The organism is Pseudogracilibacillus sp. SO30301A (assembly GCF_037072025.1).
Taxonomy (GTDB): Bacteria; Bacillota; Bacilli; order Bacillales; family Amphibacillaceae; genus Pseudogracilibacillus.
The window spans coordinates 91,534-106,512 of sequence record NZ_JAXHDD010000004.1; the positions used below are offsets into that span (position 1 = coordinate 91,534).

At 34.3% G+C, this 14,979-nt stretch carries 12 protein-coding genes; all 12 read right to left on the bottom strand.

Annotated elements, in window-relative coordinates:
* Positions 1-7: 7 nt before the first annotated feature.
* The 12 genes from SPD89_RS03965 to SPD89_RS04020 all read right to left on the bottom strand — a co-directional run bounded on the left by SPD89_RS03965 (position 8) and on the right by SPD89_RS04020 (position 14,843).
* Positions 8-1,036 (bottom strand): ABC transporter substrate-binding protein, encoded by a 1,029-nt coding sequence (locus tag SPD89_RS03965; RefSeq protein WP_336260657.1) that lies wholly within the window; start codon positions 1,034-1,036, stop codon positions 8-10.
* Between the two features lie 327 nt (positions 1,037-1,363).
* Positions 1,364-2,587 carry a DUF418 domain-containing protein gene (locus tag SPD89_RS03970; RefSeq protein WP_336260658.1) on the bottom strand — a complete coding sequence of 408 codons (1,224 nt, stop codon included), beginning with the start codon at positions 2,585-2,587 and terminating at the stop codon, positions 1,364-1,366.
* A gap of 220 nt (positions 2,588-2,807) precedes the next feature.
* A complete protein-coding gene (locus SPD89_RS03975) occupies positions 2,808-3,077 on the bottom strand; it encodes a hypothetical protein (protein WP_336260659.1) in 270 nt (89 codons plus the stop codon).
* Between the two features lie 322 nt (positions 3,078-3,399).
* On the bottom strand, positions 3,400-4,059 hold the full coding sequence (locus SPD89_RS03980; RefSeq protein ID WP_336260660.1) for a DUF6320 domain-containing protein: 660 nt from the start codon (positions 4,057-4,059) through the stop codon (positions 3,400-3,402).
* A 5-nt stretch (positions 4,060-4,064) separates the two neighbouring features.
* The gene (locus SPD89_RS03985) at positions 4,065-5,321 is read right to left on the bottom strand and encodes a phthiocerol/phthiodiolone dimycocerosyl transferase family protein (protein ID WP_336260661.1); all 1,257 of its coding nucleotides are present in this window, start codon (positions 5,319-5,321) and stop codon (positions 4,065-4,067) included.
* Positions 5,322-5,461: 140 nt separating this feature from the next.
* Positions 5,462-6,364, bottom strand: a complete 903-nt coding sequence (locus SPD89_RS03990) for an alpha/beta hydrolase (protein ID WP_336260662.1) — start codon at positions 6,362-6,364, stop codon at positions 5,462-5,464.
* Between the two features lie 1,104 nt (positions 6,365-7,468).
* A complete protein-coding gene (locus SPD89_RS03995) occupies positions 7,469-9,448 on the bottom strand; it encodes an iron ABC transporter permease (protein ID WP_336260663.1) in 1,980 nt (659 codons plus the stop codon).
* A 4-nt stretch (positions 9,449-9,452) separates the two neighbouring features.
* Entirely contained in the window at positions 9,453-10,427 is a 975-nt protein-coding gene (locus SPD89_RS04000; RefSeq protein ID WP_336260664.1) for an ABC transporter substrate-binding protein, read from the bottom strand.
* Between the two features lie 111 nt (positions 10,428-10,538).
* Positions 10,539-11,519, bottom strand: coding sequence for an ABC transporter substrate-binding protein (locus SPD89_RS04005; RefSeq protein ID WP_336260665.1), 981 nt, complete (start codon positions 11,517-11,519; stop codon positions 10,539-10,541).
* Between the two features lie 9 nt (positions 11,520-11,528).
* The gene (locus tag SPD89_RS04010) at positions 11,529-12,566 is read right to left on the bottom strand and encodes an NAD(P)/FAD-dependent oxidoreductase (RefSeq protein WP_336260666.1); all 1,038 of its coding nucleotides are present in this window, start codon (positions 12,564-12,566) and stop codon (positions 11,529-11,531) included.
* Entirely contained in the window at positions 12,563-13,360 is a 798-nt protein-coding gene (locus tag SPD89_RS04015; RefSeq protein WP_442961039.1) for an ABC transporter ATP-binding protein, read from the bottom strand. The genes SPD89_RS04010 and SPD89_RS04015 overlap by 4 nt, the downstream gene beginning before the upstream one ends.
* Positions 13,361-14,477: 1,117 nt before the next feature.
* Positions 14,478-14,843 carry a DUF1516 family protein gene (locus SPD89_RS04020; protein ID WP_336260668.1) on the bottom strand — a complete coding sequence of 122 codons (366 nt, stop codon included), beginning with the start codon at positions 14,841-14,843 and terminating at the stop codon, positions 14,478-14,480.
* Between the last annotated feature and the right edge of the window lie 136 nt (positions 14,844-14,979).

Consider the following 14,979-nt stretch of genomic DNA (forward strand, 5'->3'; position numbering starts at 1 on the left):
TCACTCCTTAATTTTCCAGTAGTTCAGCAAACTTTGGTGTTATATTTTCAATTGCCCATAATAAGGAAGGTATAGAACCAGTTGAAAATGCATTGGCAGAATCTAAATCAAGCACAATGGATCTTCCATCAGCAACAGAGTCGATCTTCTGAAACATTTCATTATTCGTTATTTCACTTTCATCGACCCAAATCGGGAAAACGACAGTGAGATCAGCATCTAATAGTTCTAACTGTTCATCCGCAATCTCAACATAGAAATTCCCATCAGCTAATTCCTCTATCTCTTGTTTCGTCTCAAATCCAAGTCTTTTCACAAAATCGATTCGTGAGTCACCATCCACGTATGCACCAAATCCGTTGGAACTATATGCAGCAACGGCAATCGTTTTTTCAGCAAACTCCGGATTTTCTTCGGCAGTTTGTTCAAAAGCAGCATTGAGTTCTTCAAGTAATTTTTTGCCTTCTTCTTCTTTGTTCAATGCTTTTGCAATCATTTGAACTTGTTCCTCTGTAGAAGTGAGATAATTATCTCCACCTTCAGGAACACCTATTGTCGTTGCAATATCTGAAAGGCGCTCATAACGTTCCTTATCTCCAGATGATTTTACATCAAGTATCAGGTCTGGCGCAAGTGAAGCAATCTGTTCATAGTCTGGTTCCAATGTCCCGATAAGGGTTGGGGACTCCTCATAAGCACCTTCTAGCCATGGTCCAACACCATCTCCACCAAAATCAAGCCAGTCACTGGCACCAACAGGTTCAACTCCTAAGCTAAGAGCCGTTTCTGCATCCCCCCAACCTAGTGCGACAACACGAACTGGTTCTTCGGTAATTTCGACCTCCCCAAACTTCGTATCAATTGTTGTAACATCCGAATTATCGGATGTCGTTGCCTCTGAATTTTCAGTCGAATTCTCTGTTGAGTCTTCACTCTCACCCGAATCTGATGAACAGCCACTAAGGGCAGCTATAAAAAAAACAGAAATAATGACAATTAATACTCTAGAAAACAAATGATGATTCCATATTTTCATATTTTTCTTCCTCTCTTTTTACCGTTCATAATAATGATAATGATTATCAATTTCAATGTCAAATATATTCAGGATGATTTTTTGTGTGGATCTTGCTTCCCTATCGAAGAGAAAAATATGAAGCTATCCGAAAACTAATCCTAATAAACATCACTTACGGTATCTGACTTAGGAAACTTTGCCGTTCGAACGGACTGACAATAATCTGATGCACTTTTATAAATGACCTTTGACACCAAATAGACAAATTTTTTAGCCTAAGCCAAAGAAAAACCCTTTTACGTTTTATCATTCGATTTTCCAAACAAAGAGCAAATACACACTCTGTTATTTAGCAAGCTTCATAGGTTGAAACTCGCCATATGTACATGAACGCCAGACCCACTCTAGTGGGCCAAAACGGAAATGTTTTAACCAAAAGAAACTTAGTACCATTTGTAATGGAAAAACAATAAAACTTATCATAATACCTAAGCCTATATTCGCTTCTCCAAACATCCCCAGCCCAGTAAACAGTCCAACCCCTACTAATGTTTGAATAATATAATTTGTTAATGCCATTCTTCCAACATAACTAAAAGGATGAAGAATTCTCTTCCATTTCTTTCTTTCTAACAACAATAAAATCGTTGATATATAAAAGAAAGAAAGACTCAATCCGCTTATAATCAAAAGGGATTGTATCATTTGTTCATTTAAAATACCAAAATCAAATATGTTTACATGTAATAAAATAATGCCAACGCTAAATGGAATGCTACATAATAAACTAATCAGCCAGACACGCTGTACAAATTGCTTATGAGAAGAAAAGTCCCTAAAAATCCCCCGTTTTATTGCGTATAAGCCTATTAAGAACATAAATAAAGCAGTGAGTATATCAGAGGGAATATTCATTAAAATAGGGATTACTTCATTTGAAAAACGATAAGATAACCATTCAAAGTAACTACCATTTTGATAGACATCAATCGCTTCCTCTACTTTTGGTTCTCCCTCTTTCTGTAAGCTGTTTATTTGTTGTTCGATTGAGTCAGTCGAACCCAAAAAACTTAAGGATAGAAGTCCAATCAGCGCAATCGAAAATGCCATCAACCAAAGAAGAATCGTTTTTCCCTTTCTTTTATAAAAGAAAATTAAAAAAAATCCAGCAAGAGCATAGCCTAACAGAATGTCACCATACCAGAAAAAGCAAAGATGCAAGAACCCAAATATGGCTAATACGATTAACCTGCGCGAATACAAAAGATAGAAGTGTTCTGTTTTATTTTCTGCACGCTCCATAAAAATATAAAAACCGACGCCGAACAAAAAGGAAAATATCGTAAAGAATTTTGCTTCTACCAAAACATCAAGCAACATTCGTAAAAACTGATCATTTGGGCTTAATTCAGGCGACATCATATACAAATCTTTAATGAGTTTAGGAGACTGAAACAATGGCATATTCACGAACAAAATCCCAAACAACGCAAATCCTCTAATGATGTCTAACGATTCAATACGTTCCTTAGTCGAAATTGGAGATGACTTCTGTATCCTATTTTTCAAATTATCCCTCCTCGTTTCCCAAACATGACTAGTCGAATCGATATCTAAGATAGCTATTTTAAAAGATTCGTACAGTCCTATTAAGTGTAGCACTTCACTACTTTTAATAAAACTTCCGGGAAAACTGATTTCACTTTCAGCATGTGAAGCACAAAAAAAGCCGAGAGACCATTAGTAATTGACATCCCAGCTTTGAAGGAAGTAATCATTTTTCTCATTCTCATGATAAAATGCTACCATCGATTCCTTTTTTCTTCAAAAAATAACTCTTAAAAAAATGCAAATGACAAGTAAAAAAATCGCTAATCTTTACTATCAACAAATTGAAATGATGTTTATTGCACTTAAGGGTATCTTCAATAAACTGAATATCTTTCTGTTCCTTTGAAGTGTAAGGTATTTTGATCTCCTTCCTCAAAGTCAAAACCGCTGTCCATCCCGAAATATTCAGAAGCAACTCACGATCTCCCAACACAACTTGAAAACTCATTTTATATCCCCTCCAATTATATTACCAACCGCCCATGGAATATTTAACCAGTAACTCGATTAGAAAAGTCACATAGAAGATAATTCCTTTCGGGATAAATACGACGATGTTCCAAATATTAAGCACGGTGAAGTATTTGGATGAAGCTGTCAAAAGCAACACAGCTTTCACAGTATAAACTTACCTTGGAAATAGATACAAGTTGGAAGATTGTGGAATAAGAAAGTTTTCTGAGTTTGAGATTATAAAACATTATCACTTGATTTACTGGTATTGAACAAGTGATAATGTTTCTACTACTTTTGTACATATATTTTTATTATTAGAAATGGAACCTCCGTACAATTTCATTCTTCATCGTATTTTCTGAAAATAGTATCATCCCAATCAGCGTTAGGAGAGCATATAAGGCGGTTGCAGCACTTGGCCATAACACCGTTGACCAGGAGCTGAAAAAAAGAATGACGGGAAGAAACCCTAAAATAACCATTGTTGTCATATATCCGATGTATTCCCGCCATTTCATTGGTTTTCGCAGTACAATAATGGTTACAAACAGTGTAGCAAGCGTAACGAGAAATGGAATAACGTAATGGATCGACCATTTTGAACTTCCAGATGCAGCATCCAGGATAAACAACATAATAGAAAGTGCAATAACTTGAAAAATGACTTTGGAACCAGTGTGTGCTCTAGAAAGTATTGTATGATTAATCAATAGTAAAGCATATAGTACGGGACCTAACACATACAAGAACCATAGATGATTCGGTTCAGTTAATATATTAATTAATAAGCTTGTACTAATAACGAAAGTCGCAATAAATAAGACGAGTCGCTGTGCAAAACGACGCCGCTGGACTTTGGTTTCATAGACAGGATAATACACGTTATCTTCCAATTTCTCAGATAGCTTGTGTTTACATAACGGACAATATGGTTGTTTTGTATAGATATTGCAATTTGAGCAATAATGTTGCATTGTTTTCACCTGCTATCATTGGAGTATACTTCTATCTCCAAATTATATGTCTTGGAAAGCTCTCTGAAGAAAGTACGGATAATATCCGCTTCTTGTATCATTCTTGCAAATGTGATTACGAGTTCATCTCCCACAGCGATCATCCCTCCGTTGATTGGGCTTTTCTTTGTCGGGTACATAACCATTTCCATATGGGAAATATGTGATTCCATGGAGTCAGGAAGTCGTACTTTCCCCATATTTGTCAAGGTCATCGCTTTGGTACGCTCACTAAAACTCCTGTACCCATAACGAATTGCACGATATTTAAGCGGGAGCGGAATAAATCGTGCTGCCAGTCTCATTTGCCATTTTACACGATCATTAATACTTTGCTGCAAGTTTTCCTTTTGTACTTTCTTACGCAGTTGCTTCGATGTTTCTGTGATGATTTCTTCCAATGTCGTTGTCTCCGTAACAGACATGCCAATATTTACTACACCGAAAAAATTGCGCAGTGTATTGGATGGAAAAAGACTTCGCAAATTGACCGGAACAGCAATTTTTATTTCTTCTTTATATGCCCGGTATTGTAGTCGTTCTTTATAAATAGCTGCAATTAAAATTGCGGTGACAAAAGCGGTAATCGTTGTTCCATGCTCCTTGGCAAGCTGATGCACCTTTTCTGCACTCATTTTTCCATGGACTGCAATGGTTTGATCAATTGGTATACCTCGGATTTGATAGGAAGAAGTTTCTTTGAATTTCTCTGTTTTTTCATCCGTTACATAGTTTTGATAACTATCATCTCGTTCATAATAGCTTGGTTGATTATGAATATCGATTAGTGCACTTTCATAAGCCACGTCTTCTTCAAGATAAGATAGATAATAAAAAATTAGCGCTTTAATAAATTCTAAAGCACCTGTTCCATCTGTCACAGAATGGAAAAATTCCACAGCAATACGCTTTTTATAATAAGTAACACGCAATAAGAATCCATTAGTTTCTAACGGATCAATTGGTGCACATGGATATTGGCTTTCAGGCTGAACAAAAAGCTTTTCGTTATTCTCCACAAGAAAGTCCCAAAAAACACCTTTACGAAGCTTCACTGCAAACATAGGAAGACGTTTGAGAACATCGTCCAGCGCCTGTTGAAGTTTATCCGGCTGTACTATTTTCTTCATAACTGCAGCAATCCGGAAGACCGAAGAATTTGTTTGTTCCGATACGGCGTGAAACATTTTTCCTGCGTTATCTAATTTGTACCATTCATCCATCTGTTGAACACCTCTATACATGCTGATTTTGCCTAAACCTTATTTTACCTTATATTTGGTTTCGATTCATCGTTAAGTCACTAGTTTTACTTTAACAAATAATAAGACTTTATTTTAACTTTCAAGAAGAGGTTATCAATTTACATATTATTTATGATATTTACGATTTTCTCAGTCGCTTTTTTTGCCTCTGGAATAGGGTAAACCATAAAGATATGATTCATTTTCGGATATTCAAAATAATTAATTTTAACTCCCTGTGATGTAACCATATCTCTGAACTTTCTAGCATCAGGTAATAAAACTTCATGTGTTCCTATGAATAAAGTAATTTCCCCCAATCCATTTATCTTTCCATTTATTGGACTGAGTAAATAATTATTTAAATCAGTGTCTCCTGCATATGCTTTCCCCATTTGAATCAAACCATAAATTCCTAACATTGGATCTTTATGCTCCAATGCATGAGCATCTGAATTTTTCATCGTAATATCAAGCCAAGGTGAAAGTAAAATGATTTTTCGGGGTTGTGGTAACCCCTTTTCCAATAACAATTGTGCTAACGCTAATGCAAATCCTCCTCCAGCAGAGTCACCCATCAAGATAATATTTTCCTTATTCGAGGTTTCTAAGATCCATTCATATATTGGAAGAACTTTGTCAAAAGACTCTTTATATTGATGATTAGGTGCTTTAGGATAAATTGGAACGTATATTTTAACATTGGTTTCTTTGGCTACTTTCCAAAGAAAATTCCAGTGGTATACCGATGGTTGTTTTATATATCCTCCTCCATGCAAATAGAGTATTGATTTTTCTGAAGTATTTTTTTCTTGATTAAAGATATAACAATCCATTCCATCAAAATGCTGTTTTTCAATGTCAAATTTTCTCTGAATATATTTTGGTAATATATAAGGTTTTCTATTTTCAATTTGTTTTTCTTTTAAAAATTCAGCGTATAATTTTTCATCGGTAAAGCTATCTTTATTACTCAGTCGTTTGAGTAAACGTTCTACAATCCAGCTTCGAATACTTCTCATTTTAATTTCCCCCTTGTCATTAGCATTTTTTATGTACAGTGACTAACATACCTCCAAAAATAATTAGAATAGTACCATCTTTATAAAGTTTTTTAAGGAGAAAATAAATATCCACAGGCTTCATCTATTGGTTGCTCTATACATATACTAGCAGTAATCATTTTACTTTGTACAAATTTTCACTGGCGTTGTATTAAAGTTCCACACGGACACCCTAGCGTTAGGCTAACTGTTCCTTCTGCCTTCACAGCTTGGGACCGGCGCCCCATAGATTACACCCATGCCAGGCGCATTAGAAAATTGGACTTATCGCCAAGCCTTTATGGCGAGAACTAAAGTTGCACCTATGACAGTCAAGAAAGGATTTATACTTTCTAATCTGCCTCAAAAGAGAGAGAATGCTTTTACACAATATCCATCTTTCTCTCGTTTCTTCTGGCGGAATTTTTCCAAGAACCTATTCATAATTATTTGTTTTATCCATTATCGTACCATCAAAATGCCGTCAAAGAATTTGACGAAGCTTGTTACACCCGCCGATGTTTTTAGATAGTTCCTATTTTTGATACGAAAATTTAAAGATATGCTTTTAGAAGGTCGGATGTCGAATTTTTTATCAGAGCTGGATTATCAATCTGAAGAAGATTTGGTATTTGATTCTAGATGATGAGAATAAACGTGAAAAAGAAATATTTAATCAAAGAATCCACATAGGTTTATTGTAGTTAAGAGCTTAATGATCAAGGAAATAAATCGTGATCACATTTAATCCAACGCTTTGGTATTTACCAAAAAATCATAAGCTAAAAACTAATGATTTTTGCTGCGATCAATACAATGAGTATTAAAGCGATAATAAACAGAATCCAATAACCTTTATAGAAGAACCATTCTCTTCCTTACCACCGATTTGGAAAAATTCAGTTCCATTACCCAGATTAGTCAAAGTACTAAAATACCTTTTGATAACGTATAACCATGGGAATTTTTAGAACATATATTTATATAATAGAATAGAATACTCCAGTTAATTTGTTTTTCAGGCCAAATGAACTGGAGTAAGTCGGTTTATATATAGAAAGTTAAAACAAAAGCTTAATCGCATTATTTTGCTTTTACTTGATTAGTTTTCTTTAATAAATATAGGAGATATGGAGCTCCAATTAAGGAAATAATCATTCCAGCAGGTACTTCTTTTGGAGCCAAAATAAACCTACCAAAAAAATCAGCGCTGATTAACAGAATTCCACCAATGAAAATGGTTGCAGGCAAAAGGCGTACCATCTTGGGACCAACCATTTGTCGAGCAATGTGTGGAGCTAATAAACCAATAAAACCAATTGCTCCTACAATTGCAACGCTAATAGAGGATAAAGTAACTGCTAACAAAATCATTCCTAAGCGCATTTTAGAAGCATTCACTCCTAGCCCAATAGATACTTCATCACCAAACGATAATATATCAAATGTATGTAAATAATATACAATGATTGGAAACAAAATCGCAATTGGAAGAAGTGATAAGATTAAATCTGACCAACTTGTCCCATATGTGCTTCCAGCTAACCAAGCTAAAGCTTGACCTGCATATGTATTGGAACGCACAATTAATATTTGAATAATGGCAGAACCAACTGCGGAAAATGCAACACCCATTAAAACTAAGATTATGGGTTGATATCCACTTTTCGCACTAAAAAAAAGTACAATTCCCATTGTAACAAAACCACCAACTAGAGCTCCAATTGGGACAAAGATATGTGGTGCTTGAGGAATTGCTAAAATGGCAATCATTGCACATACACTTGCTCCAGATGTTACACCTAGTACGGATGCATCTGCTAAGGGATTACGCAATACAGTTTGCATGAGTAATCCACTTACTCCCATCATCATTCCGATTAAAATTGCTACAAAAGTTCTTGGAACACGAAAGTCCCATACAAAACGATTATGCATTAACTCTTGTGGTAATTCTATTAATGAAGTAAAACTGGTCCCTCCAAAGCTTAAACTTAAAACGGTAAGTGCGAAAACAATGGCAATAACAGATAGAATAAAACGAGATAGTTTTTGAATTCGCACTTCACCATCTATCACTCCTGCAGTTGTTTTGGTTGTTCTCCCCATTTTAAAAGCTAGGTAAACTAACCATGGTCCTCCGATAATCGCTGTCATTGCACCTACAGGAAGTTCAGATTTTAGTGATACAAATCGCACTAAAATATCAGCGCCTATTAATAATGCGGCTCCTGTTATAAAATTTGCTATAATCATAGAACGATGCAGATGGAAACCCATTAATCTCACCAAATGCGGAGCAATTATACCTATAAATCCGATGGGTCCAACTACAGTGACTGTTACGGAAGCTAATGTTATCGCTATTGTCCAACCTAAGATTTTACTAATGATTACATTTTGACCTAGACCAATTGCAGTTTCTTCCCCAAGTAATAATAAGTCAAATCTTCTTCCTAAAACAATTGCAATAATGATTGTGGTAATAATCCATGGCCAAGCAAACTGTACTCCACTCCAATCAAGCTGCAGTAGTGTACCAGAGCCCCAGAGAAACAATCCAGATGTCTCGTTTTCAAACAAAAGTTGTAGCGCAGCAGTGAATGATGAGAATAACATTGTAATGATCAAGCCAGTTAATGCAATTCTCACTGGATCAAGAGATTTACCTACTAGAAACGTAACAGTTAATGCTGCAATAATTCCACCTATCATTGTTAATGCAATAGGATAAGAACCAGCGATTGATGGAAAAAATATAGTACAAAAAACAACGAAGAAATAAGCACCTGCATGAATCCCTAAAGTACTCGCACTTGCTAAAGGGTTTTTTGTCATTGATTGTAAAAGCATTCCAGCAATGGCTAATGCAGCACCTGCAAGACAACCAATCACAAAACGAGGTAATCTTGTGTGCAAAAAGAAATTCATTTGCTGTTCATCTTCCCATACAGTTGTCCAAAAAGAAAAAATGCCATCCGATGCTTGACCTTGGCTTAAATGAACAAATCCTAAAACGACAAAAAGCAGTATATAACTAAGTAACTGGAAGCTTTTCTTCATAATGTCACTTCTCTATCACATTTGTCACATGATTAATCAGAGTCTCCATCGAATAAATACTTCCAAATGTCCATACTCCACCACCGATGCCATAGATATCATTATTTTTAACAAATTGAAGTCCATTCCATGCTACATTATCTTTTAAATTGTCAAATAGCGGATCGTCTTCTTGTACCGTATGAATGAATAGGGCATCTTGATATTTCACTAACCCTTCTACATTTGATTCAATAAAGCCTGAAGTAGCCTGTGGATCATCCAAAACTTTATTTTTTAGTCCAATTTTTTCTAACACGTGACTAACAGCTGAATTTGTAGTAAATATACGGAATGTAGGTGCTTGGTTCACCGAGTATGCCTGTGTGAATACAAATTCATTTGAATTTAAATCTAATTGTTCAATGTTATCTTTTGTTTCATTTAGTTTATTTTCAAAATTACTGATTTCAGTTTCTACGTCATCTCCTTTACCGACAATCCTTGCTGTATCTCTTAACGTTTTTAATGTGTATGCATATTGGTCTTCAACTGCAGATGGATCTAAATTATCATATAAAACAACTGGAGCAATCTTTTCTAATTCAGATAAGATTTCTTCTTGATATTTCATACCAATAATAACATCTGGTTGAAGTTTTGCAATTACTTCAATATTTGGTTCTACTCGATTACCAACATCTGCAACTGTATTATCTAATTTGGCATCAATTTTTACCCACTTTTCAAACCCTTCAATATCTGCTATGCCTACTGGTTGTACGCCGGAAATTAACAATTCTTCAACGATACTCCATTCTAATGCAACCACCTTTTCCTTTGGTTTATCAAATGAACTTGTTCCGATAACACCTTCTAATTCAATTTGCGTTTTTGCATTTTCATTGTCATTAGATTTTTCTGATGATTCATCATTTTTTTCCATACATCCAGTTAATCCAACTAGTAAAACAAGTGATAATGCGATTACTTTTTTCATTATGTCAATTCTCCTTATATGAATTGTCTACTTAATTAAGTTGAAATACAAAAAACATACGTCCCAATAAATAACTTGGGACGTAATGAAAAACGATATTCTTCCCTAAGCTTATTTAAATGATGACAGTACTTGATCAAGCAAGGTCTCCATTGATTGTACACTTCCAAATGTCCAAACTCCTCCACCAACATCATACATCTCGTTATTCTTCACAAAATATAATCCATTCCAAGCTTCGTTGTTTTTTAAATTGTCAAATAATGGATCATCTTCTTGGACTGTATGAATTAGCATTGCTTCTTGGTAATTTACTAATCCTTCAACGTTTGTTTCAATAAATCCTGAAGAAGAGTCTGGATCGTCTACAACTTTATTCGTTAATCCGATATTCTCTAACACGTGGCTAACAATTGAATTTGTTGTAAAAATACGGAATGTGGGTGCTTGATTCACAGAATATGCTTGTGTAAATATGAAATCTTTTGTTTCTAAGTTCAATTCTTCTAATTGCTTATTTGCTTCTTTAAATTTAGTTTCTAATGATTGAATTGCTGTTTCAACAGCCTCTTCTTTACCAACCAGTTTTCCAGTTTCCCTTAGTGTTTGAAGCGCATGGTCATACTGATTGCTAATTGCATCATCGCTCAAATTATCATACATTACAACTGGCGCAATCTTTTCTAATTCACTTTTAATCGCTTCATGGCGTCCTTTAATAGCAAGGATTACATCTGGTTTCAATTTTCCAATTTCCTCCATATTCGGCTCTAATCGATCACCTACATCAACTACAGAATCATCTAATTCCGCTTCAATTGTAACCCATTTATTGAAGTTTTCAATATCTGCAACACCTACAGGTTGTACACCTGCAATTAGCAATTCCTCCACTAAACTCCATTCTAAAGCAACCACTCTCTCTTGTGGTCCATCAAATGTTTTCACACCATCTGCATCTTGAATTTCAATTTTTTGTGAAGTTGAAGTTTCATTCTCTTTACTGTTGTTTTCTTTTGAATTTTCCTTCTTCTCCATGCATCCTACTAATAGAATTAATGCAGCTAATATTACAATCCAAAACTTTTTCATTTTTTTCTCTCATCCTATCACTAAATGATTATATAATTCTTTATTTTTATCTTTTAATAAATCGTTGTGTGAAGAAACCATAGCCATTTGATCAGCTTCTGGTTCAATAAACTGCTTTGCTTGATTTACAGCGTGAACCGCGTCTTGGAAAGCTCCCGCTATGAGATGAAGCTTCCCTTCATAATTTAAACTATCTCCTGCTGCAAAAATACCAGGTTCAGAAGTCACACCAAATGGATTTCCTCTTAAACCGTACTTTTCGTGAAGTTTTAAATGTACTTTTGATTGTTCAAATAATGTATTGTCTTTATCATATCCATGATTAATAATCACTTCATCTACATGAATGAATTGTTTTTTTCCTGTTTCAACATGTTCTAAAACTACTTTTTCAATACATGTTACACCTTCAAAACCAACAATATTTGTATAGTAAATGATATCAGCAGAACTGTTTTTTAATTTTGAAATTTCTGCTTCGTGCCCAATAAATTCACCTTTTCTATACGTTACAATAACCTTTTTAGCAATTGGCTCAAGAGTATTTGCCCAATCTACGGCTGAATGACCTCCACCAGAAATAAGTACTGTTTTATTTTTAAAATTCTTTAGGGAATCCACCATATAATGAAGATTTGTGTGAATATATTTTTCTTCATCTTTCAAACCGATTTTTTTAGGTGCTAATATACCACTACCTACTGCCAAAATAAGTGTTTTAGAAAAATGATTTTCACCATCATTTGTTTGAAGAAGGAAAAGCCCGTCTGTTAATTTTTCAATATTTATGACTTTCCTTCTTAAAATAACAGTTGGCTCAAAAGTTGTAGCTTGTTCTGCTAGCTGTTCCATTAATTTTTCCCCTAAAACTGGTGTCAATCCACCGACATCCCAAATCATTTTTTCTGGATATGCGTGTATTTTCCCACCTAACGTATTTTGATTATCTATAATCTTGGTCTTCATTTCTCGAAGTCCACTATAAAAACTTGAGAATAAACCAGCTGGTCCAGCACCAACAATTGTAACATCATATATTTCGCTCATTGTGTATTCTCCTTAGCTTTTCCATAAGATAAACAAATCGGATGGTTACTGAACGGGCAAGTTGTCAGTAAAGGCTCTATTTGAAATATCTTCTGTAAATTTGGTTGAGTCATCACTTCCGTTGGATGACCAGAAGTAATGATGTTCCCATCTCGCATTGCAATTAAATAATGAGAAAACCGTGAAGCATGATTTAAATCATGTAATACCATAATAATAGTTTTATGATGTTTTTGATTTAAATCTTCTAACAATTGTAATACATCTAATTGATGTGACATATCTAAATATGTAGTTGGCTCATCTAAAATAATGACTTCTGTATCTTGGGCTAAAGCCATTGCTATCCATACTCTTTGTCTCTGTCCTCCAGATAAAGCTTCTATTGATCGGTCTTGAAAGGCTGATAATAGAGTTGCCTCAATTGCCCAGTCAATTGCTTCCAAATCTTCTTTTTTTAATCTTCCAAATCTCGATTGATGTGGGAACCTTCCGTAAGTAATCAGTTCCCTCACTGTCAATCCAGCAGGTGCTTCCGCTGTCTGTGGAAGAATTGCCATTTTGCTTGCAATTTCTCTAGAACTGGTTTCGTGTAATATCTTTTTATCTAAATAAACAACGCCCTTTTTCGTTTTTAAAATACGAGCTATTGTTTTTAATAATGTTGATTTTCCACATCCATTTGGTCCTACGATAGTTGTTATTTTTTCTTTTCGTATTTGGACGCTTAATCCGTTAATGACGATTTGATTATCATATCCAACCTGTATATCTTTTACTACAATCATTATCACACCTCCTGAGATTGATAATCGTTATCAATTATACGATAACAGCAACAAGCGATATTTTCAACGTTTATTATTAATTATTTGTGAACTTTTCTACATAATTTATCTTTAAATGTAATAATGAAAAAATAAACTAGGTTCAATTCAATGTTGATAGTCTTATGTAGATTACTTAATCTTTATCAGATAAAATTTGGAGCACAGAATTTTAGGACGATACATTTGATGTAAAGGGAATCATCATTCCTGATGGGAAGTGAACTAAATGAAAAGCAAGATGGTAGTATCGACACACTGAGATAGATATATTAGTAGATATTTGGTATAAATAATTTCTTTAAAAGCACCTTTTTTATTGTTGAAATATATTGGAAATCTCAAATCAAGAAGATGAAAGAAAAATATACTCCAATGTCAGAAACATATGTAATAACTATTGATTCAAAAATTATAGGTTTATTTCAATGCTAGATAATTATTTAGAAGCACTTTTTATTAATATACTTAAGTTTCGCACCTTGATAATTCAATAAAAAAAGCCTCTTTAAAAGAGGAAAATGTAAAAGAAATCGAAAACGTATTTCAATTACATGGCGCAACATATCCCTGTTCCATAATTCTCCTGTTGTTTCATGTCCGTACATATTATTAGTCATAGCAGATTTCTCCTTTTAAGTGATTCCCCTTGGTTAGAAGATGTTTATATTTCCTCGTTATTAACCAACCATCAGATGGGTCAACCATTCCCATCACCTCCTTTCAATCACCCGCGGTAAAAATCCTTAAAGCCTTATAACCTTACCTAATTAAAAAATATTAGCATACAATCACCAAATAAATAAAAAAACACCCCTCTAAAGAAGGATGTTCAGCGTATGAAAATAAAGTGAATAAACCACCTTAAGTCGATGGTTCATGTTGACCCATTGGAGTCTCTCGACATTTCTGGCAGCAGCGTGCCTCCACATAGGAGCCTCACCTAGTGAAAACTCCATATGAGATTATCTTTACTAGTGTAGTAGTCATATCTAATTAGTGTATCTTTCTTCTAGGATGATCATGGAAGATATTATGATCCCAGTTAAACCAACATTTTGAAATTTGCCAAAATAACCATAAGCTAAAAACTAATGATATTGGCAGCAATTAATACAACCAGTACTAAAGCAATAATAAATTGAATCCAATAACTTTTTGTAGAAGGGCCGCTCTCCTTTCTTACCACCGATTTGGAAAGAATTAGTTCCATTATCCAGATAAGCCATAGTGCTAAAATACCTTTAATAACATACAACCATGGGAACTTGAGCATAATTAACATTCCCAGCCCAGAAATAATCATGATTACATAAAACAGACGTAATATCATTTGAGTTATTTTTTTACCCTTAGGTTTTCCCATTTTCAATAAGATAAATGAAATGAAAAAAAGCAAGATAGTGATTTCCCACAAACCTGAATGTGATTGAAATAGCATATTAAACATCTTTATCATCCTCCTCAATGTACTTATAACTATTTAAAATTAGTTTTTGCAATATATACAACCTGCTTTAATAAGCATCATGCCATAAACAAAACATATCAATAACGATAATCATTCTCAATAAAAGAAAATACTA

Coding starts and splice junctions, on each gene's coding strand:
- SPD89_RS03965 (WP_336260657.1), bottom strand. CDS start 1,036: ATGAAAATATGGAATCATCATTTGTTTTCTAGAGTATTAATTGTCATT.
- SPD89_RS03975 (WP_336260659.1), bottom strand. CDS start 3,077: ATGAGTTTTCAAGTTGTGTTGGGAGATCGTGAGTTGCTTCTGAATATT.
- SPD89_RS03980 (WP_336260660.1), bottom strand. CDS start 4,059: ATGCAACATTATTGCTCAAATTGCAATATCTATACAAAACAACCATAT.
- SPD89_RS03985 (WP_336260661.1), bottom strand. CDS start 5,321: ATGGATGAATGGTACAAATTAGATAACGCAGGAAAAATGTTTCACGCC.
- SPD89_RS03990 (WP_336260662.1), bottom strand. CDS start 6,364: ATGAGAAGTATTCGAAGCTGGATTGTAGAACGTTTACTCAAACGACTG.
- SPD89_RS03995 (WP_336260663.1), bottom strand. CDS start 9,448: ATGAAGAAAAGCTTCCAGTTACTTAGTTATATACTGCTTTTTGTCGTT.
- SPD89_RS04000 (WP_336260664.1), bottom strand. CDS start 10,427: ATGAAAAAAGTAATCGCATTATCACTTGTTTTACTAGTTGGATTAACT.
- SPD89_RS04005 (WP_336260665.1), bottom strand. CDS start 11,519: ATGAAAAAGTTTTGGATTGTAATATTAGCTGCATTAATTCTATTAGTA.
- SPD89_RS04010 (WP_336260666.1), bottom strand. CDS start 12,566: ATGAGCGAAATATATGATGTTACAATTGTTGGTGCTGGACCAGCTGGT.
- SPD89_RS04020 (WP_336260668.1), bottom strand. CDS start 14,843: ATGTTTAATATGCTATTTCAATCACATTCAGGTTTGTGGGAAATCACT.